Annotated in this window: 16 protein-coding genes, 1 tRNA gene and 3 pseudogenes; 8 read left to right on the top strand and 12 right to left on the bottom strand. The window is 43.1% G+C overall.

Annotation, left to right across the window (positions count from 1 at the left end; translation table 11 throughout):
- Positions 1 to 53: 53 nt before the first annotated feature.
- Positions 54 to 4568, bottom strand: coding sequence for an exodeoxyribonuclease V subunit gamma (locus tag BTW00_RS08910; RefSeq protein ID WP_075107108.1), 4515 nt, complete (start codon positions 4566 to 4568; stop codon positions 54 to 56).
- Between the two features lie 405 nt (positions 4569 to 4973).
- Between BTW00_RS08910 and BTW00_RS08905 the strand changes: the two genes are divergently transcribed.
- The 3 genes from BTW00_RS08905 (at position 4974) to BTW00_RS08895 (ending at position 6527) form a co-directional block, all read left to right on the top strand.
- Positions 4974 to 5474, top strand: coding sequence for a hypothetical protein (locus BTW00_RS08905; protein ID WP_075107107.1), 501 nt, complete (start codon positions 4974 to 4976; stop codon positions 5472 to 5474).
- A 73-nt stretch (positions 5475 to 5547) separates the two neighbouring features.
- Entirely contained in the window at positions 5548 to 6381 is an 834-nt protein-coding gene (locus BTW00_RS08900; RefSeq protein WP_075107106.1) for a hypothetical protein, read from the top strand.
- Between the two features lie 70 nt (positions 6382 to 6451).
- Positions 6452 to 6527, top strand: a tRNA-Arg gene (locus tag BTW00_RS08895).
- 327 nt (positions 6528 to 6854) lie between these two features.
- Here the strand turns inward: BTW00_RS08895 and BTW00_RS08890 are convergent.
- The 10 genes and pseudogenes from BTW00_RS08890 to BTW00_RS08845 all read right to left on the bottom strand — a co-directional run bounded on the left by BTW00_RS08890 (position 6855) and on the right by BTW00_RS08845 (position 17404).
- On the bottom strand, positions 6855 to 8471 hold the full coding sequence (locus BTW00_RS08890; protein ID WP_075107105.1) for an NAD(P)/FAD-dependent oxidoreductase: 1617 nt from the start codon (positions 8469 to 8471) through the stop codon (positions 6855 to 6857).
- A gap of 631 nt (positions 8472 to 9102) precedes the next feature.
- Positions 9103 to 9264 (bottom strand): annotated as a pseudogene (tatA, locus tag BTW00_RS14265) (Sec-independent protein translocase subunit TatA); the annotation flags it as partial.
- 69 nt (positions 9265 to 9333) lie between these two features.
- Positions 9334 to 11751, bottom strand: coding sequence for a copper-translocating P-type ATPase (locus tag BTW00_RS08880; RefSeq protein ID WP_075107104.1), 2418 nt, complete (start codon positions 11749 to 11751; stop codon positions 9334 to 9336).
- A gap of 56 nt (positions 11752 to 11807) precedes the next feature.
- A complete protein-coding gene (locus BTW00_RS08875) occupies positions 11808 to 12293 on the bottom strand; it encodes a DUF305 domain-containing protein (RefSeq protein WP_075107103.1) in 486 nt (161 codons plus the stop codon).
- Between the two features lie 27 nt (positions 12294 to 12320).
- The gene (locus BTW00_RS08870) at positions 12321 to 13313 is read right to left on the bottom strand and encodes a copper resistance protein B (RefSeq protein WP_075107102.1); all 993 of its coding nucleotides are present in this window, start codon (positions 13311 to 13313) and stop codon (positions 12321 to 12323) included.
- A gap of 25 nt (positions 13314 to 13338) precedes the next feature.
- The gene (locus tag BTW00_RS08865; protein WP_075107101.1) at positions 13339 to 15039 is read right to left on the bottom strand and encodes a copper resistance system multicopper oxidase; all 1701 of its coding nucleotides are present in this window, start codon (positions 15037 to 15039) and stop codon (positions 13339 to 13341) included.
- 117 nt (positions 15040 to 15156) lie between these two features.
- Positions 15157 to 15792 carry a DUF411 domain-containing protein gene (locus BTW00_RS08860; RefSeq protein WP_075107100.1) on the bottom strand — a complete coding sequence of 212 codons (636 nt, stop codon included), beginning with the start codon at positions 15790 to 15792 and terminating at the stop codon, positions 15157 to 15159.
- A 155-nt stretch (positions 15793 to 15947) separates the two neighbouring features.
- Positions 15948 to 16541: a cytochrome c gene (locus BTW00_RS08855; RefSeq protein WP_075107099.1), complete on the bottom strand. Its 594-nt coding sequence runs from the start codon at positions 16539 to 16541 to the stop codon at positions 15948 to 15950.
- Between the two features lie 104 nt (positions 16542 to 16645).
- On the bottom strand, positions 16646 to 16942 hold the full coding sequence (locus BTW00_RS08850) for a hypothetical protein (protein WP_075107098.1): 297 nt from the start codon (positions 16940 to 16942) through the stop codon (positions 16646 to 16648).
- Positions 16943 to 17119: 177 nt separating this feature from the next.
- Positions 17120 to 17404: a hypothetical protein gene (locus BTW00_RS08845; protein ID WP_075107097.1), complete on the bottom strand. Its 285-nt coding sequence runs from the start codon at positions 17402 to 17404 to the stop codon at positions 17120 to 17122.
- A 238-nt stretch (positions 17405 to 17642) separates the two neighbouring features.
- Here BTW00_RS08845 and BTW00_RS08840 point away from each other — a divergent pair, with 238 nt between their 5' ends.
- The 3 genes and pseudogenes from BTW00_RS08840 to BTW00_RS08830 all read left to right on the top strand — a co-directional run.
- Complete coding sequence (locus tag BTW00_RS08840; RefSeq protein ID WP_075107096.1) at positions 17643 to 18365, top strand: heavy metal response regulator transcription factor; 723 nt, start codon at positions 17643 to 17645, stop codon at positions 18363 to 18365.
- Position 18366: 1 nt separating this feature from the next.
- Positions 18367 to 19836, top strand: coding sequence for an ATP-binding protein (locus tag BTW00_RS08835; RefSeq protein WP_075107095.1), 1470 nt, complete (start codon positions 18367 to 18369; stop codon positions 19834 to 19836).
- 155 nt (positions 19837 to 19991) lie between these two features.
- Positions 19992 to 20180, top strand: a pseudogene (locus BTW00_RS08830) (IS3 family transposase); the annotation flags it as partial.
- A gap of 39 nt (positions 20181 to 20219) precedes the next feature.
- On the opposite strand, the pseudogene BTW00_RS08825 reads toward BTW00_RS08830, so the two are convergent.
- Positions 20220 to 20853, bottom strand: a pseudogene (locus BTW00_RS08825) (IS3 family transposase); the annotation flags it as partial.
- A 246-nt stretch (positions 20854 to 21099) separates the two neighbouring features.
- Between BTW00_RS08825 and pqqA the strand changes: the two are divergent.
- Together pqqA and pqqB are read left to right on the top strand one after the other, a co-directional pair.
- The gene (pqqA, locus tag BTW00_RS08820; protein ID WP_075107140.1) at positions 21100 to 21174 is read left to right on the top strand and encodes a pyrroloquinoline quinone precursor peptide PqqA; all 75 of its coding nucleotides are present in this window, start codon (positions 21100 to 21102) and stop codon (positions 21172 to 21174) included.
- 79 nt (positions 21175 to 21253) lie between these two features.
- The gene (gene pqqB, locus BTW00_RS08815) at positions 21254 to 22165 is read left to right on the top strand and encodes a pyrroloquinoline quinone biosynthesis protein PqqB (RefSeq protein ID WP_075107093.1); all 912 of its coding nucleotides are present in this window, start codon (positions 21254 to 21256) and stop codon (positions 22163 to 22165) included.
- Positions 22166 to 22180 lie beyond the last annotated feature (15 nt).

Below are 22180 nucleotides of genomic sequence, written 5' to 3'. Positions count from 1 at the left end.
TATTATCTATAAAATCTAGAGGATAAAAAGAAAACTAAAAACAACTGCTATAGCTAATTGTCTAACCCATCTAATGCGATAAACATCGGCCTATACAGTGGTTGCGCCAAGGTGGTCAACGCTGCTGATAAGGCTCTAAAGGCATCTTGGTCACGCAGTACATATTGCCAGATGGCATGCTGAGAGCAAGTATCGTATACCGTGTCTGAGTTATAATTAGGTCTTAACCAATCTGAGAAGTCTGCTCGTTTTGGCCAATAACAGCTATTTTCATTATCATCTGCTTGCGATTTTGAGCACTTAGCCAGATAATTGAGCGCATACTCAGGCAGTAATGTGATGGGGGTTTGACCCGATAGATTGCCAAAAATCGCCCACTTTATTAGTTCCAGTACCGCATCTTCATAGACGATTGGGCTTAGTTTAAATGCGATGACATTTTTGTAGGCATCTACTTTTGAGCTGGATTTATTAAAGCGCCAGATACTCACGCCATCATTTGCTGCCACTTGCTCAGCCGTGGTGCATCTGGCTACTTGCCAGTATAGATGGGACAACCAAAACTTAAGGAGATGTTTTGGACTGGCAGAATTAGGCAGTATATTTAACCATTGCTTAGGTGATTGCTCGGCATAGGTCATGCCTGCCTGAATATGAGCATTTTTATTATGGGTATCTAATAGTACTGATGTGGGTGATAGCATTGGCGTTAACAGCGGCACTAGGCCTTTTATTTTGATAGATTTTGGCAGAATTTTAAGCCATGCGTCTGTATCTATCTGGCTGTTTGCGTCGTTATTCACATGACTGAGCACAGCCGCCAAATCTGACAATTCAACGGGTTTTTCTATGGTGGGGGTAAGTAACTGCAAATCTGGCATGTCCTCTGTTCTACCTGCATTAGGCATAACACGCTCACCGAAACCATTAGTGATCAACTGCTCTTCAAACTCTAGGCACTGCTGCTGTAATTGTTGTTGTTGATTGGGTAACGTGGTTTGGCGCGCTACCCCTGCTGGTATAATTTTTTGATACATCAACGTTGAGCTATCTTGCTGGACCGTATTGTCAGTACGCTTATCGGCGGCCAGCCCTTTAATCAAATGATCTTTAATCTGATAAGTTGTCAGGTGATCCAAAAACAAAGGCTCTTGATGCGCCATCGCTTCCTCACCTTGTACCACATGCACTTTTTGAGACCGTAAAAACGCTTTGGCAGGATGGCGCACTTGATACACCAGCATACCCTCAATATCTATCTCGCCAATATTAAATACGGTATCACGCACCATTCGGGTGAGCACCTGAGTCCTATCACTCATATCATTAGCAGCAGTAGAAGTATCAAGTCCCAGCATATTGGCTAATGTAGACACGATTTGATGATTTACGTTCCCCAGTCCACCCAAGCGATGACCCAGCATTTGAGCAATGGCTTCGTACTGTGTTTTTGTGGGTAAGCCAATCAGTTGTGGATGCTCGCTAGATCTTCTTTTCTGTAGTGTCTCAAACACAGCCTGCCATAGCGGCGCTGGAGGAAATTGTTTTTTCTGAGCCAGCTTGGTTTTGCGCATGGCTTTATTTAGCAACCTATCTAGCTCATCGGCTACAGCAGTATCAAGGTTACTATCGCTAACATCATCAGACGTATTGCTTGGATCAATATTGGTATTAGACGTGTTAGTCTTTTGCTCAGAAGCCTCTTCAATATCTGCTTCAAACAAGCTCTTGTGAAAAGGTAGTGCTGGATGCTCAGTAACCAGCCATTGCTTTATGAGCTTTGGTAAATAACGCTTAAGGCTTTCTGCCGTTGAATCAATACTTTCAGGCAAAGTATCAAGCGAGTTGACCTGCCACTGCACCTCACCTTGTAAGAACTGTAGCAGCTCACTCACAGGATTCGCTGGTAGATGCTCGTGAGTGTCAGTCAAGCTTTGACCATTGTAGAATATCCAGCATGCACTACGCGCACATAGTAGCGCATCCAAAAACGCCCCATTATCATCATCCTCGCTGACTCTATCACCGCGCCGTGAATTGGTCGCTTTCATCAAATCATATCGGTTGTCTCGGTCGCGCCCAGGAAACTCAGAGAGATCCATATTAAGCATGACCACCAGCTCAAAAGGGACGTTCCGTAGTGCACCAAATCGACCAAAAGTAATTACACCAGTCGGCTCAGCACTGACTTGCTGGCTTTCAAGCTCAGCTTCGATACTGTCTAGCATAAAGCTCAGCTTGAGCGGTAATTGCTCGACCCCTGCCAGCCTTTGCTCCACCTCTACCCTACTGCTATCACCACTAGAATACTGTCTATAATGACGATTGGCACGTAAGCTCGATTTAAAGCCATTCATCGCATTATAGATAGCGCGCATCGTACGCGTTTGATCGACATCGCCAAAGTATCGATGGATAACTTGGGTCTCAATCTGATCTAGCCAATCTTCCGCTTTCATTTTTTGTGTATGGTCATCACGCCTTGCCACCAAGCCAGTATAAATACGGCAAAGCGCTTCTACAATCATGGCGTCATTTAGACTCACTTGCGCGAGTGGTAAGCTCATCTCAGGTACAGCCGTACTTGGCCATTCATCTTCATGCAAAGGGTATAAACAATCACTCAGACCCGCCTCTGGCATGATTAATCCCAAAGTCAGTCTGTCTAACGCTTGTGCGAAGCTAAAGCGATAATCATAGTCATTGACGTCTAGGGTCTGCTTTAGATGCAGCTCGTCAAACCCGCGGATAAATCCAGCTTCCACCAACAAATCACAACCACGGCTCATTTGCTCATGGGTCAACCCAAAACTCTCAAATAAGGGTGGCAGCATCAGCCAGTCCAACACCTCAGCCGCTTCAAAACGAGCGCTATGACTGCCAAGCAGCTTATAGAAACCAATAATCGCTTCCCATAACTGGCGAATATCAGCATCGACAACACCAGTCACCTTCGCAGGCAAGGTCAGGCCATCTTGTCCCCTACCATTGACGAAAATAGAGCTAATTAGCGCATGATGACGCTCAACATCAGGTAGCAACACCACAATGTCTGATATATGGCGCTTTTTCTCACCAGCTTTAATGGGCTCATTGAGCCAGCGTCCAATCATAATGCGCAGTACTTCAAGTTGGCGCTGTAAATTATGACAAGAATGAATGCTTAGGCTATTATCTTGAGAAGAGATAGCCCAAAAACGGTCTTTTTCAAAGCGCTTATTCTCTAGTACCTCATCGTCGTACCATGACGTTTCTTGCTCAAAATCCAATGCTATTTGGTTGCTGACGGCCTCTGAGACTTTTGCCGCTGTCGCTTGTTGTGTTGATTGCTCATCAAGCATCAACACATCGTTTTGCAAACGGCGCAATAAACTTGGGCCGTTTTCTGCTGCTTGCAACCTATCATCGTCATCACTGTTATTGGCACTGCCATCGATGACGCTACCAGTTTCATCATCAAACCTATCACTAAAGTTATCTTGCCACTCCACCAGCGCCTCTTGGTATTGCTCATTACCTGACAAATTGGCCAACATAGCAAAAGTATCACGAGACTGTTTGCCTAAACGCGACAGTAAACTGTGCCCGTAATCACGTAAAAACACGCTTTGGGGATTAATAATCTGCTGACGCTGTAGCCACGCTTTATCAACAATATCTGCCCAAAATAACTTTGAGGGATTGTAGTGTAGTAACGTGATGTCCATATATTTCGACAAGCGCTGCAAAAAATCAAGCTCAGTCTGTGGCAATTGCTGAATAGTAAAAATACGCAATACTTTGGGCAACTGCTCACGTTCATTTGCTTTGTTATCTTCTAAGGCTGACCAAAAAGTATTCTCAATGGCCACACGGTGCTGATGTACATCCGCAAATAAATGCGACCACAAAAAGCGCTGCGCAATCTCTAACTCTACATAGTGCGCCACTAGCCACTCAGGCGTACCGCGTGCATACTGATCAAAACGTAGGGACAACGCATCTTTATCTGCGATTAGCTTGTCTACATCAAGTGGCTTGTTATCCGACCATAGCGCCAGCCAATCCTCACGATGAGTCAAGTAACGGTTAAACACCCTTGCCAAGTCACTTGCCAGCTGCCAAATGCGCGCGTCTTGTTGCGCCTTATCTTGCTTGACCCCTTCTTGCGGCTCGTCAATCAAAGATGCCAACAATGGGTTCACAGGATGCGTGTCATCATTGACAATCAACGCTTGATAGTAAGTTAGGTAGCCGAACAGGCGCCACTGCATCACCGTTGGCGACAGCACGGCAACTTCAGGTACATTCAAGGTTGCTGCTTCAGGATTAACCTCTAACAAATAAGCATTATGGCGAGTTAGCACATCCTGCATGAGTGTCCACTGATACTGACCCCAAAATTTGGTACGCACCAATGTACTGATGCCAGCACGGCTAGCAATGGTTTTATCCAACCAGTCGCCCAATACCATTGACGGTACAATAACAATAAAAGGTTCAAAAATGTTCTGACTCTTTGACTGATATTGCACCAGTAGTTGGTCAACGAGATTTTCGGTACGATGTGACTGAATGATAGTAAACATAGATAATAATCTGATTAGAATAAGCGTAAGCGCTGAGGGCTACTGTTGGTTACAGCTAACCTGTCAATCACTACACTTGTAATAAAAGTGCCACAGAAAGTAGCAGTGAAGCCCGAATTGATACTCATCAATACATCTTTGGCAGTCGTCACTGTAATGCATTTCTGCTAGCATTATATGATGTACAATACGCTTTCATAAGCCACGTATATGCTCTGTCAGTGTGCCACTGATGTTCGATGTTTACCAGTATAGATATCAGCATTATACTATCTTGCGACATCTAATGTCGTTTTGTGGCACTGCTTATAATTATGATAATAAAATATACATTGCCGCTCTTTTAAGTTATTTTCTATACCTTATCTAGACCTAATATCCATTATCACGAGATGATTTAACATTATGCCTTTGCGTCCTATTGATGCCGTCTTTGTTCATCCGAAACAGCGTTTATACGTTGTTTACTATCGTGGTGAGCTATGGCAATTACCGCGTATGAAAATCGATGATAAATCATGGCAAAACAGACGTCCTTATACTGACGATAGTAGCTCCCTTTATCTGAGCATTCACCAAGCCATCAGCGATCCTGTGTTGGCACAAAAATTACGTACATTAGATTTGCCTGTTGCAGTGCGTGGTAGCACCTTATCGCGTTTTGAAGCGTGGTGGGAGGCGCATGGGTTTAAATGGCTAAAAGACAAGCTTATGATCGGTCAGTCGCCATTGGCTGCACATCAAGCAATAGCTTATACAAAAGCGATTGATAGCCAGCCTGCATCGCCCGGTAATAACCGTACTGAGAATAAAACTCCAGCGTCTATGTCTTCTTTTGTGAATACAGATGTGTTTGCAGAGATGTTGACAGAGTTAACCAATGAAATACTCGATCAAAAGCTTTGACTCAAGCCATATATCACCTATAGTGTCTTATGTAAATTTTGAACTGAATCCATTAATAAAAGAGCGGTAATATATGAAAGACTACAAGCTGCTACTGGCTGGGCTAATTTTATTGCTGCTAGCAATTTTTATCGCTCTGATTGCATGGTTGTGGACCCACAATCGTAAAAGTATAGATCCGCTACCTATCATGGCAAGTGAGAATGAATCTGCCGCTGCCAAAGGCGATAAGACTGCCAAAGCTGTGCCTGATAGCATCCTGTATGTCCGTGCAGCAAAAAGCCTGCAAGTGCCATTGGACGATATCATTGTCAGTTTTGAATCTCGTTATCCTCATATTCAAGTGTTAGCAAGCTATGTGCCACCAAACACACTTTTAACCTTATCAGATAATGATATCAATGCTAACAACGACAGCGACGCCGCTTTTAGTACAGACGTCATTATCGCAAATGATAGGCTATCGGCAGAACGTCTCGCGCAACTACAAGCAAAGCTGACAGCGTCTCAACACCAAGATAACCAGAGTAAGGCAAACGCCAATACAGTTATTACAGAGGATGAAACCAATAGCGAAAATACTGATAGTGAAAATGCTAATAGTGAACAGGCAACTGCCGAGAACGATAATAAAGAGGCACGTACACTAACCTCCTTTAATTATGCCTTGAAGGATAAGCAAGAACTCGAAGGCGTTATTTTGACAGACCGTATGGTTGCCGTTAGTTTTCGCAACTTCTTACTCTCAAGTACGGGCCAAGGTATTTTAGAGAAATACGATTATTATAATATTAATGGTTATGAGAATAGCGTAAACGACTTGTTTCAACCAACATCACGGGCAAAAAAAGCATCAGGCGATAATCCAGTAGATGTCGCTGATGCTCTTAGCAATGGAGATAAATGATAAATTGTCTCTATTTGTCTTTTGTTGATTGCTTTTATGACTGCTTTTTCCTACAATGGCACTCCATAATGCGCCTATAGCTCAACAGGATAGAGCAGTTGCCTCCTAAGCGATCGATCGGGGTTCGAGTCCCTGTGGGCGCACCAATCATTGTATTTTTAGCTTATTTTAAAGCCTCATAACCTTTTGGTTATGAGGCTTTTTTATTTCTTATCGCATCATAACATTGCATAAATTACGATGTATTTTCGTACAGCATATCGTCAAAACATAAAATATCCGGCATCGCTTATTAACCTAATCAGCTCATGCTTTTAGGATGTCCAAACTTATTGAAAGCATGAGAATGATTCTCCATCTTCAAAATAAAAAAAGCCTTTCAAGCTTTATACTTAATAGCTTGAAAGGCTTTTTCGATCACATATTTTTATCTGGGTAATAGGGTTAATATTGTGGTTTGCCTAAAGCCACTCTTACTCTATATTCAACATCGATTTCGCCACAGCTTCGGCTACTTTAATGCCATCAATCCCTGCTGACAATATGCCACCTGCGTAGCCAGCGCCTTCGCCTGCAGGGAATAAGCCTTTGGTATTAATGCTTTGAAAGTCTTTATTGCGTTTTATACTTATTGGTGACGATGTTCTGGTTTCTACGCCAGTTAGCAAACCGTCATCAGATGAAAATCCTTGTATTTTTTTATTGAATGCTGGAATGGCCTCCCGTATGGCATCTACGGCAAAGTCTGGTAGTGCTTTGCTTAAGTCGGTTAAGGTAATGCCCGGTGTGTAGGAGGGTTTTACATCGCCTAATTCTGAATTTGGTTTACCTTTTAAGAAATCACCAATGGTTTGCGCTGGTGCACTGTAGTCTTTGCCGCCTAATTCAAACGCTAAAGTCTCTAGTTGTCTTTGTAAGTCGATACCGGCAAGAGGGTGATTTGGGTAATCTCGCTCTGGGTCGATACCTACAACAATAGCACTGTTGGCGTTGCGCTCGTTTCTTGAATATTGGCTCATGCCGTTAGTGACTACACGGCCTTCTTCTGATGCGGCGGCAACAACGGTTCCGCCTGGACACATACAGAAGCTATAAACAGAACGACCGTTTTTGCAGTGATGAACCAATTTGTAATCCGCAGCGCCAAGTATTTCGTTTCCAGCATTGTCGCCAAAGCGTGCTTTATCTATGGTTGACTGCTTATGTTCAATCCTAAAGCCAATTGAGAAAGGTTTTGCTTCAACATACACGCCTTTATCATGGATCATCTCAAAAGTGTCTCGGGCACTATGACCAACAGCAAGAATAACATGGTTAGTTTTTAAGGTTTCGCCATTATTAAGCGTTACCCCAGTTATTTTTGAGTCAGTTATATGTAAGTCGTCTACGCGAGTAGCAAAACGGATTTCACCGCCAAGCTCTATGATCTGGGCACGCATTTTTTCTACCATGCTGACTAACTTATAAGTGCCTATGTGCGGTTTACTAACAAATAAAATCTCCTCTGGTGCGCCAGCTTTTACAAATTCTGTCATTACTTTACGGCCATAATGATTTGGATCTTTCACTTGGCTATATAATTTACCGTCGGAGAAGGTACCCGCGCCGCCTTCACCGAATTGTACGTTTGATTCTGTGTTTAATTTACGCTGACGCCAAAAGCCAAAGGTGTCTTTGGTGCGCTGTCTTACTTCATTACCACGTTCAATGATAATAGGTTTAAAACCCATTTGAGCAAGAGTAAGTCCTGCTAATAAACCACAAGGTCCAAAACCAATAACAACAGGACGCTCAGTTAACTCTTTTGGCGCTTCACCTACATACTTGTAGCTGGTATCTGGCGTTGGTTTAACATGGTTGTCTGACTCAAATTGCACCAGTAAATCATTGGCCAAATCTGAGTCGGTCAGTATGATGTCTAGCGTATAAATTAATTGGATATTTCTTTTATTACGAGCATCATAACCACGTTTAAACATCACAAATGACGCCATTTGCTCAGCAGAAATTTTAAGTTTTGTCGTTATAGCAGTCGTTAGATCTTCAGGTGCATGATTTAATGGCAATTTAATTTCAGTTAAACGTATCATTGGTTACTCATAAACTCGTGTAGAAAACAGTCTCGCATTTTACTGGTACTGATACAAATAAGCGAATAAATATTTTGCTTACGCAGTCTGATGGTAAAGGTCAGGCCACACTTATTTTAATTCTAGTCCCACTACGAGCACAGCTCTTGTCTTGCGTCGCTGCAAAGCAGTCCTTTGCTGATCGCTCCTCATTATAATCAAGCTAGATATGCCCAATGATATCGTTAATCGCTATAAATCTTGTTTTGTAGTTTTGGTGATATAAGAGATAAAATCTTGAGTGCAGAGTCATCGCTAGCCGCTGATATAGTGAAACCATTATAAAAATGGTATAGCAAGATTAAACGCTATTTTTCGCAGCCTCTGGAGACGCAGTCACAGCAAGCAAGAAAAGTAGCATTTAATCGAGCGCGTTTCCTATGCTGTATCAATTTTATTGAGGTTCTACTATATTATAGCTTACCAAAAACTTATTATCTTTAAAATTATTTAGGTGACTTTCTTAATATCGGAGTTTGAGCTAATCACCAGTGGTAACTGGTCTTATTTTCATATCTTCCATCTAAATGCCTACATACCTATTTAAGTCACTACTTACCAATCGCATGCTACTTTAATATTTTAGCCCTCAATTCTTTCGTAACATCTCAACCTCTTCGTCTTTGACTGCTTCTTTAAATCCCTTTACCGCACCGCCCAAATCTTTACCTGCATTTTTAAGCTTGGCAGTACCAAATACGACAACCACTACCACTAATAAAATTAGCCAATGCGTAATAGAAAAACTACCCATAATGCCCTCCTTATTTTGAAATTTCCGTAAAACCAATGCCTACAACGGCGCCTTAGCAATCTGTTAGTATCACAAATCTAAGCGACGCAATCTTAGAGCATTGCCAATAACTGATACTGACGATAAGCTCATCGCAGCCGCTGCTATCATAGGACTAAGCAGCAGTCCAAAAGTAGGATAAAGAATACCAGCAGCAATCGGTACTCCAATGGTGTTGTAGATAAAGGCAAAAAACAGGTTCTGCCTAATGTTTTGCATGGTTGAGTGGCTCAACTTATGGGCTTTTGCAATACCCATCAGATCTCCTTTAACGAGAGTGACGCTTGCACTTTCCATCGCCACATCGGTACCTGTACCCATAGCAATACCTACATTAGCCTGCGCCAGTGCAGGAGCATCATTAATCCCGTCCCCTGCCATAGCCACTATTCTGCCACTGTTTTGCATCTCTTTGACAATGCGGTTCTTATCTTCTGGTGATACATCAGCGTGTACCTCATCAATGCCTAATCTATTAGCGACTGCTTGAGCAGTTTTTTCATTATCACCCGTTAGCATGACTACTTTTAGCCCTGCGTCATGTAGAAGTTTTATAGCATCGGAAGTGCTTGGCTTGATTGGATCAGCCACTGAGACCAGACCCGCGGCTTTGTCATCGATAGCAATAAACATCACCGTTTCACCGTCTTTTCTGCGGATATCAGCTTTGCTCGACAATTCACTATCAAAACTGTTTAAGCTTTGCATCAGTTTTGAGTTGCCAATAGCGATTTGCTTGCCATTGACGATAGCTTGCACGCCTTCACCAGTCGTTGAATTGAAGTCATGGGCTTTGGGAATAGTCAGTGATTTGTCCTCAGCAGCTCTAACGATAGCTTCTGCTAAAGGATGTTCGCTAGCACTTTCTACTGCGGCAACTAATGCTAGCAGTTCATCCTCATTTTGACCTGCCATCGCATCGATTGCGGTTAACTCAGGTTTACCTGCGGTCAATGTGCCAGTCTTATCAACGACGATGGTGTCGACTTTCTCCATACTCTCAAGCGCTTCAGCATTTTTGATAAGCACGCCGTTTTGGGCGCCTAGGCCCGTCCCCACCATAATGGACATAGGTGTGGCAAGCCCAAGCGCACAAGGACACGCTATGATCAATACGGCGATAGCATTCACTAAAGCAAAGGTCATCGCTGGTTCAGGACCAAAGATCGCCCAAACGATAAAGGTGATGACGGAACAGATAAGAACAATCGGTACAAACCAACCCGCTACTTGATCGACTATCTTTTGTATTGGCGCACGACTACGCTGAGCCTCGGCGACCATTTTGACGATTTTGGACAAAACCGTGTCATCACCAACATTGACCGCTTCGATTAATAAGGTACCAGTACCATTTACAGTGCCTCCAGTCACAGAGTCGCCTGTCACTTTAGAGATAGCAAGCGGTTCACCAGTGACCATCGATTCATCAACATTACTACTACCTTCAATGACTGTGCCATCTACGGGGAGTTTTTCACCAGGTTTGACTCGTAGCTTATCGCCACTGACGACCTCTTCTAGAGGCACTTCTACCTCAGCATCGTTTTCATCCACGCGTCTTGCTGTTGGCGGTGCTAACTCAAGTAATGCTCGAATCGCACCTGAAGTTTGACTTCTGGCTTTCAGCTCTAACACTTGTCCTAATAGGACTAAAGTGGTGATAACTGCGGCTGCTTCGTAATAGACACCGACCTGACCAGCCGAGTCTCTAAAGCTATCGGGGAAAATACTGGGAAGGAAAGTAGCTACGATACTAAAACCATAGGCCGCGCCAATGCCTATGGCGATTAAGGTAAACATATTTAGATTGCGGCTTTTTATTGACTGCCAACCGCGTACAAAGAATGGCGCTGCACCCCATACAACAACTGGGGTTGCTAAAGCCAATTGTACCCACTGAGCGACTTGTGATGAGATATCATACTGACCAATAGTGTCTAAACTTATTCCAACCATATCGCTCATGGCATATAAAAATAGCGGAATAGTAAGTACCGTACAGATCCAAAAACGACGGCGCATATCGTCAAGCTCTGAAGTGTCTTCCTCACCGATAGTGAGCGTTGCAGGCTCCAGTGCCATGCCGCAAATAGGACAGCCACTGTTTTCAACATCTCTAACTTCAGGATGCATAGGACAAGTATAGACCGTACCATCATAATCAGCTGGCACTTTGTCGTATTTGCCACCTTTGACAGATTTTACTTCGGTGCTGGTAGTTTCCGTATCACTTCCATGACAATGTGCATGATTGTTATCGTTATCGTTTGAATCAGCAACCTCATCTTCAGGTTTAAGAAACATACCGCATATTGGGCAATCACTAGCTTCAACATCTCTGATTTTAGGATGCATTGGGCAAATATAGACCGCACCGTTATAACCTTCTGGCACTTTGTCGTATTTACTACTTGTGATATGCGCTTGCTTGGCCACATGTTTCATAAAAACGACTCCTTAAGGACAATGTGTAAAGGTTCAAACAGTGATATCAATACCCTTTATTCCAGCTCATCAATCAACTGCTTCATTTCATCAATTTCACGCTTTTGTGCTTTTATAATATCGTCAGCAAGCTGTTGTACACGCGGATCTTCAATATCAGCACGACTACTGGTGAGAATAGCAATCGAGTGATGCGGTATCATGGCCTGCATCCAATCGACTTGATTAACCGTTGCTTGCGATCTCACGCCCCAAATGCCGACAGCAAATATCAATACGCTCAGACCGTAAATCATCAAGTTAATCTTGGTCTTCTTATACATATTAGTCATAAATGCCAACATGACGACTGCCATACCGGCACCCATGTAGAGCGCCATATAAGCCCTGGTTTCACTAAAGTAAATGTGATCCCACTGGTAGGTATTGAAGTACATCATGATATACATCACAATCGTAGACGTCACGATCATCAGAGTGAACTTTACATAAGGGTTCATGCCCTGTTGATGATTCATGTTGTTTTGATCTGAAGCATTCATAGTATATCTCCTATTATTTTAATAATATTAAAACCAGAATTTAACCCCCGTTGTCAAACTACTGCTATCAACCGATTCATTATGTTGACGTCGTTGACCACGAGCCTTGCCAAGCGCTGTCTCATAACTCACACCGATGTAAGGCGCGAGTTGGCGACTGAATGTCTCATAAGTAAGCCTGACCTCAGTTTCCATCTCATTAAAGCCCTTGGTAATGTCATTATCATGGTCATCTTTACTAAAGGCAGTCAACCCCACCTCCGGTATAACTACCCAATGCTGATCCAAACGCCACTCGTATTCTGCGCCCAAATCAAGACGAATCTGACCATCCGTATATAAGTACGCCCTAGCGTCCGTTTCGATGAAATACGGCGCGGTACCGACAATACCTGCCATCACTGCAGATTTGTCGTTTTCAGTATCGTAAGCGACACCGGCCTCACCGTTCCAAAAGATACTCAGTGGTTTCCAATAAGCGAGCGAGCTCAAGCTATCGATTTCTTTATCATCTTTGGTCTGAGCACTACCTTCGGTACGTAGCCTTATACGATTACTATCCGTACCGTACCAACCCGTCGCTTCGAAGTTGATTTGATCGTCATCAAACTGATAGCCCAAGTCGTCTACTGACACTCCCCATAACGGCATGCTGCCCATCATCATTGGCTTACCATACTGCCCGTAGGGAACCCCATTTGAATAGTCTGGACTACGAGCATCGGCTGGTGGTTCACCACCCTGCATGCCAGACATGTTCATACTGCTATGATCCATATCAGACATGTCCATGCTGCTGTGATCCATGCTAGACATATCCATGCTGCTGTGATCCATACCAGACATGTCCATGCTGCTGTGATCCATGCCAGACATATCCATGCTGCTATGATCCATGCCAGACATGTCCATACCGCTGTGATCCATATGAGACGTTTCAGCAGCTGTTGCAAGCGATGATGCGAACAAAACTAACGATGACAAACCAATGAATGGCAGATTTTTCTTAGATGTTTTCATAATAAGCCTCATATCCAAAAGTTTGTTAAACGACGGCAACTTCTCTGAACATGCCGGCTTCCATGTGGTATAGCAGATGGCAATGCCAAGCCCATCGTCCAGCCTCTCCTGTCACATCAAAGCTAATCTTTTGCGCTGGCTGAACCACAATCGTATGCTTACGTACCTGAAAGTCTCCGGATGGCGTTCGTAAGTCACTCCACATTCCATGCAGATGCATAGGATGGTTCATCATCGTGTCATTGACTAAGGTGATACGCACGCGCTCGCCCGGCTTAATATTGACAGGCGTCGCATCTTTAAACATCACCCCGTCTAAAGCCCAAATATAACGCTCCATGTTACCCGTTAAATGTAGCTCAATCTCTCGGGTAGGCTTGCGCTGCTCCGCAAATATTGCCTCATCGACAGAGCGCAGCTGACTGTAATTCAGCACATCACGATTGATATTGCGCAGGTTGATACCCGGATCATCAAGGTTCATACGTGGACTGTCGACACGCATATCAGATTTAAAGTCATATTCGGTCTTGGCATGCTTTGCTTTGTAGCCTTTATCACCCATCGCACCCATCATATCGGCCATGGTCAGCCATTCGATCTGATCCATCGCAGGTATCGCAGGACGAGCACCTTTTTTGGTCGCAAGCGTGGTCGCGACATAGCCTGAACGATCGATATTTTGGGCAAATATCGTATGTGCATCTTGAGTAGGCGTGACGATGACATCATAGGTCTCAGCCACGCCAATGCGGAAATCATCAATCGGGACTGGTGCGACGTCGATACCATCGGTTGCCACCACAGTCATTTTGAGACTAGGTATGCGCACATCAAAGATGGTTTGTGCTGAGGCATTGATAAAGCGCAGTTTAACAGGCTGTCCCGCTTTCACTAACTGCGTCCAATTGGCGGCTGTCGTCTTACCATTCATCAGGTACGTAAAGGTCTTTTCACCAGATAGATCGGTAAAATCCGTTGGCATCATGCGCATCTGATTCCACATTTTACGCTTGTCATAAGCGGCTTCTAAATCTGTTGCGGCAATATCAGATAGTAGCTTTTTGAAATCTGGCAAGTGGTAGTTATCAAAGTCAGCACGTTGCTTTAATAGCTTTAACAAATTATGCGGATCGCGGTGCGTCCAATCACTCAGCACGATCACATGGTCTTCTGCGACTGGGTGACGCTCACGGCCTTTTGGCTCAATGACAATAGCGCCCAGCATACCGGTTTGTTCTTGAAAGCCACTGTGTGAGTGATACCAATAGGTGCCTGATTGTTTAAGTTTGAATTTATAAGTAAAGGTACTGTTCGCGGGAATACCATCGAAGCTGATGCCTGGTACGCCATCCATCTCAAAAGGTACGAGCAGACCATGCCAGTGAATAGAGGTCGACTCATTCATCTGATTATGGACACGGATGGTGACAGTCTCGCCCTCTTGCATCTTTAGCGTTGGCGCTGGTAGCGAGTCATTAATCAGTGTCGCTATACTCGACTTGCCATTGACGGTAATCGGCTTTTTGCTGACATAAAGGTCAAACTCATTACCGGTTAAGATGGGTACGACATGGTCGGCTTTGTCACTATTGACGGCGACGTTTTGTTGACCTTTACCGAGCGCACTATTGGCAATAGACGGTAGGGTGGACAACATGGATGCCCCTAACAAGGTAGAAGATCCTGTCAAAAAACGCCTGCGGTTAAGCATAGTTTTGTTCATAATTATTCACCTGATTTATATCCATAAAGTGAGAGTTGAGTCTATATTTATCAGCTAAGTCTATGCCTTTGGCCGCTTATTAATAGAGCTTTATAAGCTATTTAAACGATAACCAAGCTAGATTTGCTGCTGCGGTGTGTCAATAGTTGCATAAATAGCTGTTGAGCCATCTTTGTTAAGCTGCATCACTTTATAGGGCATAAATTTATCTTGGTATTCCATACCTGGGCTACCGACTGGCATACTCGGTACAGCAAGTCCGATTGCATCACTTGGCGGGTTTTTTAGGAACTGCGCCATATACTTAGCAGGCACATGACCTTCGAAAACGTAGCCATCAGTAGTGACGGTGGTATGGCATGAGCGCATTTGCTGCGGTACGCTGTATCGCTCTTTGAACAAGGACACGTCTTCGACATTCTGTGCGGTTGCGTTTAGACCATGACCTTCGGCATAACCGATCCATTCTTTGCAGCAGCCACAATTAGCATCTTTGTAGACGGTGGCTGAGATTTTTTTTAGGATAGTTGATGGTGTATCTGAAGGAGCGCTGATAGGTGTCATTTCAGCTGTTGGTTGCTCCGTGTGCGTAGCAATAGTTGGCTCAGTAGCTGGTGCTGAGTCAGTAGCAGCGGAGTTAGGTTGACTACAAGCGGCAATCGTTAACGATAATGGCAATACCACGATCGCCGAGAGCACACGGCCAGATATCAGATTATGTTCATTAATAAATCTATTAGTATAGCGTCTCATGAAACCACTCCCGAGCGTCTGTCTGACGATTAAATATTATAAAAATTAAAGCCACATCACTGGATAAAATAGCACTGGACAAAATAGTGCTAGCAAAGCTTAAAACTCAAATCGCAAAAAGCAGCACTATTGAGCACTGCATTTTGTACAAAAAATCAATGTTGCATTTCGGATCCATCACCTGACATATCCATCTCACCATCAAACGACATATCCAACATACTATCGTCTAACCGAGTCGTTAGCATGGTGTACTGGTTTTCATTTAGGTCAGGTAACGATCTAATAAAAGCGACCATTGCCCATATCCTGTCATCATCGTGAGTAGCGCCCCAAGCGGGCATGCCAGACGCCATAATGCCATGTTTAATGGCCCAAAAGGCTTGCTGAGCACCTGCTTCTGTTTTATAGCGTTCAACCAATTCAGTATTGGTAAAACTGGGCGGCTTTGGATATAAACTTGCACTAAAATCAGTGCTTTCTACCTCAGGAGACAAATGACAGCCTGCACACATATCTTTGTAGTCTGCCCCGCCCGAGCTGATCATGTCTGTCTTTTCTAAGTTTGGAACTGCAATGTCCTTACTAGCATTTGCTATCGAACGATTGCGAGCGGTCTCTAAAAAATCGTAAACCAGCGGACTATGGGCTTGATCAGCGCCGACATTTATCACACCACTGGTCACCACCATAAAAATGCCCACAATAGCGACAAAGACAGTAAACAGTATTCCTAGTAAAAACTTCATAGGTTTGTCCTAAAAATCCATTTTATTAATACCCAATTACGGCTCGACAAAACCATCTAATAATAATATTAAATTTCTATGATCCACTTCTATAAGATCAATGTCTAAGAGTCACTTTTGCTAGCAACACAGTGCTTCTGGTACATCGCTTTCATTTTGTCCATGTTAGTCATCATGGCTTTCATAGCAGGATCGTTCATATCCATTTTGCTATGATCCATTTTGCCCATCATCTGCATGTGCTTTTCCATTTTTTCGCAATTCATTTGGTCTTTTTCAGCATGCATCTTTGGATCGTGTGCCAAGGCTGACGTTGAAACGACCAATGCTATAGCTGTTGCTACGATCGATTTAGACAGTGACATTGATTTGAGCAGTTGCATTGATTTGAATAGTGACATGGTAAATCCTTATTTGATTTGGTATGTAGTCGAAAAGACTTTAAGATATTAAGTTACTTTAAAGCATACTTTAGTGATTCTGACAGAGAGATGACGGTAAGATTACAATTCTGTCATCTTACTATTTATGGTTTTTAATGTTGTCAGTAATCCTTTAGTATGACATCAGAGCTGATGTTACTTATCGCTACCATATTTGTTGATGAAGTATTTTTCAGACTGTAGATGTTGATCTTTGTGTTCAATCTCACAAGCCACTCTCGCATCGATATAGCTTTTCATTTGTGAATTTGAGAGCTGAGCATCGTTATGATCCAAGTTTTTTGCAAACTCAGTCACAGCATCGCAGTTATTGATGATTGAAGTGCTTAGATCAGTCGTATGCGCATTGGCAGTGGTAGTACCGATAAGTACAGATACCGACAGCAATACTACTTTTTTGAATGAACCGTGAATTTTCATATAAAACCTCTTTTTTAAGTTGTTTACATTGATTACCGATAAAAATAATTCATCGTAGCTAAGTATTGGATAGTAGCTAGGTATTGGAAACGAGCACCTATATAACGTTTATATAGATTAGCAAAATAAAACTGACAGTTTGATTACGAGCACATGACATCTTTGTCAGCTACCAATCAATGCTGTCACTTGTGCTGGTTAGAACGTTAGACAATCTTGACCGTATTGAGGAATTACAATGAAAGTACTGCTGGTAGAAGATGAGTTGAAACTTGGCGAATATATAAAAAAGGGCTTAACCGAAGCTGGGTTTATTGTGGATCATCATCTAACAGGCCTAGATGGCTATCACGCATTGATGACAGAAGAGTTTAGCGTGATACTGATGGATGTCATGCTACCGGATGTTAGTGGCTTTGAGCTGGTGCGTAATTACCGAGCGGCAGGTAAGCATACTCCCGTGCTATTTTTAACGGCAAAAGATGACTTGAGTGACAAGATAAAAGGGATTGAGATTGGTGGCGATGATTATTTAACCAAGCCGTTTGCGTTTGCAGAATTGGTAGTCAGAATAAAAAGCTTATTGCGACGTGCCAATCAAACCGATTATCAAAGTACGATTATACAAATAGCGGATCTCAAGATGGACATTGCCAAGCGCACGGTGCATAGAGGAGTGAAGCCTATTAAGCTTACGGCAAAGGAGTTCTCGTTATTACAGTTTTTATTAGAGCGCCGAGGTGAAGTGCTTCCACGCTCAGTCATCGCCTCGCAAGTATGGGATATGAACTTTGAAAATGATACGAACGTGATTGATGTGGCGATAAGACGTCTGCGCATAAAGATAGACGATGACCATGAGGCAAAGCTGATTCATACGGTGCGTGGGATGGGCTACCGGTTAGAGGCTATCGATACAGCACTTGATAGCAATCAATCTGACGACACTGGCACTATTTAATATGAAACATCGATTAGATAATCGACGCTTGCCTCTACTGTGGCGCACCGTTTTTCTACTCACTGTATTCGTGATTATCTCTCAAATGATTATTTATGCGTGGGTGCAACGTTCTGTTAGTGGGCACTTTGAACAAATGGACTCTGAGATTCTCACGCATGCAGCTTTTAACCTGCGCAGAAGCATCAATAATGTTGATGCTCAGACAAAGTCAGCAGCAGCTTCAAAATCTCAGTCATTAACTGGCGCCAATCATCTACATTCTTCTCAGCGTGATTATGACTTAAAGACTGTCATCGCAAATAAAAACGGTGCGCTATTATCTAGCGATCCAACCAGCTTTGCCAACGACCTACCTTCAGATTTCAGCTTGCCACAATTGTGGCAAGTCTATCGTGATCAACAATTCACGGTTGAGATAAAAAATAGAAATTACCGAGCCATCATCATCGAACACCAAGAGTTGTTGGCACTTATTGCCCTCCCCATCGATGTCCATCACCACTATCTCATGCATTTTAATCGTCAGCTTAGTATGATTTTATTCGCGATCACCTTACTACTGGTGTCAGTAGCTGCACTCAGTGTGTACTGGGGGTTTGCACCTTTAGCCACTATCGTACAAAAAATGAAAAGAATTAACCCTGAAAGACTGGATGAAAGAATAACCGTCAGTGATATGCCTTTAGAGCTACGATCACTAGCACAATCTTATAATTCGATGATGGTCAAACTTGAGAGTAACTTTGAATCTTTGTCTCGGTTTTCAGATAATATTGCCCATGAACTCCGTACCCCAATAGCGACGCTTAGTACGCAAACGCAAGTCATGTTGAATAAGCCAAGAGATGGCAATGAATACATTGAGCAGCTACATCATCAACATGACACGTTAGAGCAGCTATCGGCTATGATTAATAATATGTTGCTGCTGGCAAAAACTCAAAAAGGCTTAAGCGACACGCAAATTGGTAATGTAAATACTGAGCGCTTAATTACTAAGCTCGTTGACTACTATGAAATGCTGGCCGAGGATCGTGAGATCACTTTTGAAAAATCGGGTGAATTTGTGACAGTATTAGGTGATGAAGGTTTGCTTCAGCGATTATTTGCTAATCTGCTGTCAAATGCCATCTATTACGCTGCTAGTGCCAGTACTATCACAGTATCAGCTACCATCATTACCTCAGGCATCGGCCTTGATGGTTCAAAAGAAGAGGCTCTAGCCGCAAAACAACGATTGTTAAAAATCGTCCTAACTAATCGCTTAGACAAACCACTAGAGCAGAGTGAAGCTGAAAAGCTGTTTGAACGATTCTATCGTCATGATAAGACAAGCAGTCAACATTTAGGGACAGGACTAGGATTGTCTATTGTTCGGGCTATCGCTCATGCCCATAAAGGCAAAGTAAATATTGCTATCAAAGATGAGTATTATTTTGAGGTCACTGTAGAGTTATTGATGGCCTAGTATTGACTATCTTCTATGAAGCTTGGATTTTATGAACTTTAAAGATCGATGAATTAATAGAATGTTAAGATAGTAATAACAGTACCCTAGTGAGGACTTGAATATTGAACCGCCCCGGGATTGTCGGAGACTCAACGCTCCAAGAGAATACGACAATGAAAACACGAAACTATATCCCTGAAATGAAAGAGCGCGCCGTCCGTATGCTAATTGAAGCTAAAGACGACTACCCATCCACTTGGTCAGCCATCAAAGCCATAGCGCCAAAGATAGGTTGCACGCCTGAGACCCTACGATCATGGCATAAAAAGCACATTGATAAAACCATTCCTCCAAATATTCAAGGGAAATACCCCCAAATTTAAAACACCAAATAAGTAGAACTAAGCTGCCATATTAAGTTTCTGAATCGGCGTAAAGCCACCGTTACCCATATTGGGTCTTTCGTTATTATAGTGATACAGCCAAGCTTCAGCCTGGTGCCGCACTTGATCTAAACTATCAAACAGTTCTTGATTAAGCTAATCATAACGCACTGTCTTATTAAATCGTTCAACATAAGCGTTTTGCTGAGGATTGCCAGGCTCAATGTATTCGATAACGATACCTTGCTTAGTTGCCCAATCCTTTAAATCATTGCTGATATATTCAGGGCCATTGTCACACCTGATTTGATTAGGCTTACCTCGGTACTCTATAAGCTGGTTTAAACTGCGTATCACTCTTTGAGCCGGTAGTGAGAAATCAGCCTCTATGGTTAATGCTTCACGGTTATGATCATCAATGACATTAAACAGTCTAATAGCACGACCATCAGTTAAGGCATCGTGCATAAATTCCATGCTCCAGCTTTGATTGATACAAGTGAGCACAGCAAGTTTTTGCGGTTTGTCTCGCTCGCTTAATACGGCGTTTAGGCTTTATTCTAAGGTTTAATTCAAGCTCACGGTAGATACGATAAACACGCTTATGGTTATAAGGCAGTCCGAGTACATTTCTTAGATATAAGAAGCACAGCTTAACGTCAACAATTTATTCAACCAAAAATATCTTGCTGGCGAAAATTTTTTTGGATTAACGTATGGCGAGCCTTTAAATGTAGTCGGTAGAGTGACTTATCGCTTTTAGTCTAAATATTAGAGTGTGTTGAGTTTGAAAGTTAACATCTAACAAATTGACATTCAGGGTCGGCTTATAATACCATTGATAATTACTTTCATTCATCTCAACGATGGTCCTATAATAATTTTTTGGAGCAATCCCATGCAGTGGACTAAACCCGCTTTTCAAGACATCCGTATCGGTTTCGAAATCACTATGTATTTTGAAGCACGCTAAAAACTCATAGACCTGAATACATTAAAAGCCCTAGATGATTAGGGCTTTTACTTTTTTTGACATTTGGAAATATTGCGCTATGTATATTCACGTTTTAGGCTCAGCAGCGGGCGGCGGTTTTCCGCAGTGGAACTGTAACTGCGAAAACTGCCACGGCGTACGCCAAGGCACCATCGAAGCAAAGACCCGTACCCAGTCCTCGATCGCCATATCAGAAAATGGTGTTGACTGGATTTTGTTTAACGCTTCACCAGACATTCGCCAGCAGCTATTTGACTTTAAAGCGGCTCAGCCAGCGCGTCAATTGCGAGACACGGGCATCACCGATGTGGTATTGATGGACAGTCAGCTTGACCACACCACGGGATTGTTGACCCTACGTGAAGGCTGCCCCATCTCTGTTTGGTGTACGGACATGGTGCATGACGACCTCAGCACAGGATTTCCGCTCTTTAATATGCTAAAGCACTGGAATGGCGGTCTACAATATAATCAAATCGATCCAAAGCAAAGCTTTCAAATTGACAGTTACAGCAATTTAGAGCTAACGCCTTTGGTCATTAGAAGCTCAGCGCCGCCGTATTCGCCGCATCGCAATGACCCTCATGATGGCGATAATATCGCGCTGATTGTGAAAGATTTAAAAACACAAAAGCAGCTGTTCTACGCGCCAGGCTTGGGCAAAATTGATGACGAAGTGATGCAAATCATGAAAGCGTCTGATTGCGTGATGATTGACGGGACGCTATGGACAGACAACGAGATGCAAGAGCGCGGCGTCGGCATCAAAACAGGCCAAGACATGGGGCATCTGCATATCAGTGGTGACGATGGATCACTGCATTATCTCGATCAGCTCGACAATGCTCGCAAAGTGCTCATTCATATTAATAACACCAACCCGATATTGAACGAGCGATCAGAGCAAGCGGCGACATTAAAACAGCATGGTGTTGAAGTGGCCTTTGATGGTATGCAGATAGAACTGTAAGACAAACGGTAAGGC

This window comes from Psychrobacter sp. C 20.9 (genome assembly GCF_001921765.1).
GTDB classification, from domain to species: Bacteria; Pseudomonadota; Gammaproteobacteria; order Pseudomonadales; family Moraxellaceae; genus Psychrobacter; species Psychrobacter piscatorii_B.
This window is presented reverse-complemented; position numbering and strand designations above follow the sequence as displayed.

What these genes read in the sequence shown, in the direction of transcription:
- BTW00_RS08880 (WP_075107104.1), bottom strand. Translation starts at nt 11,751, where the DNA reads ATGAAACATGTGGCCAAGCAAGCGCATATCACAAGTAGTAAATACGAC.
- BTW00_RS08835 (WP_075107095.1), top strand. Translation starts at nt 18,367, where the DNA reads ATGAAACATCGATTAGATAATCGACGCTTGCCTCTACTGTGGCGCACC.
- BTW00_RS08870 (WP_075107102.1), bottom strand. Translation starts at nt 13,313, where the DNA reads ATGAAAACATCTAAGAAAAATCTGCCATTCATTGGTTTGTCATCGTTA.
- BTW00_RS08850 (WP_075107098.1), bottom strand. Translation starts at nt 16,942, where the DNA reads ATGTCACTATTCAAATCAATGCAACTGCTCAAATCAATGTCACTGTCT.
- BTW00_RS08865 (WP_075107101.1), bottom strand. Translation starts at nt 15,039, where the DNA reads ATGAACAAAACTATGCTTAACCGCAGGCGTTTTTTGACAGGATCTTCT.
- BTW00_RS08875 (WP_075107103.1), bottom strand. Translation starts at nt 12,293, where the DNA reads ATGAATGCTTCAGATCAAAACAACATGAATCATCAACAGGGCATGAAC.
- BTW00_RS08890 (WP_075107105.1), bottom strand. Translation starts at nt 8,471, where the DNA reads ATGATACGTTTAACTGAAATTAAATTGCCATTAAATCATGCACCTGAA.
- BTW00_RS08900 (WP_075107106.1), top strand. Translation starts at nt 5,548, where the DNA reads ATGAAAGACTACAAGCTGCTACTGGCTGGGCTAATTTTATTGCTGCTA.
- BTW00_RS08860 (WP_075107100.1), bottom strand. Translation starts at nt 15,792, where the DNA reads ATGAGACGCTATACTAATAGATTTATTAATGAACATAATCTGATATCT.
- BTW00_RS08855 (WP_075107099.1), bottom strand. Translation starts at nt 16,541, where the DNA reads ATGAAGTTTTTACTAGGAATACTGTTTACTGTCTTTGTCGCTATTGTG.
- pqqB (WP_075107093.1), top strand. Translation starts at nt 21,254, where the DNA reads ATGTATATTCACGTTTTAGGCTCAGCAGCGGGCGGCGGTTTTCCGCAG.
- BTW00_RS08845 (WP_075107097.1), bottom strand. Translation starts at nt 17,404, where the DNA reads ATGAAAATTCACGGTTCATTCAAAAAAGTAGTATTGCTGTCGGTATCT.
- BTW00_RS08910 (WP_075107108.1), bottom strand. Translation starts at nt 4,568, where the DNA reads ATGTTTACTATCATTCAGTCACATCGTACCGAAAATCTCGTTGACCAA.
- BTW00_RS08840 (WP_075107096.1), top strand. Translation starts at nt 17,643, where the DNA reads ATGAAAGTACTGCTGGTAGAAGATGAGTTGAAACTTGGCGAATATATA.
- BTW00_RS08905 (WP_075107107.1), top strand. Translation starts at nt 4,974, where the DNA reads ATGCCTTTGCGTCCTATTGATGCCGTCTTTGTTCATCCGAAACAGCGT.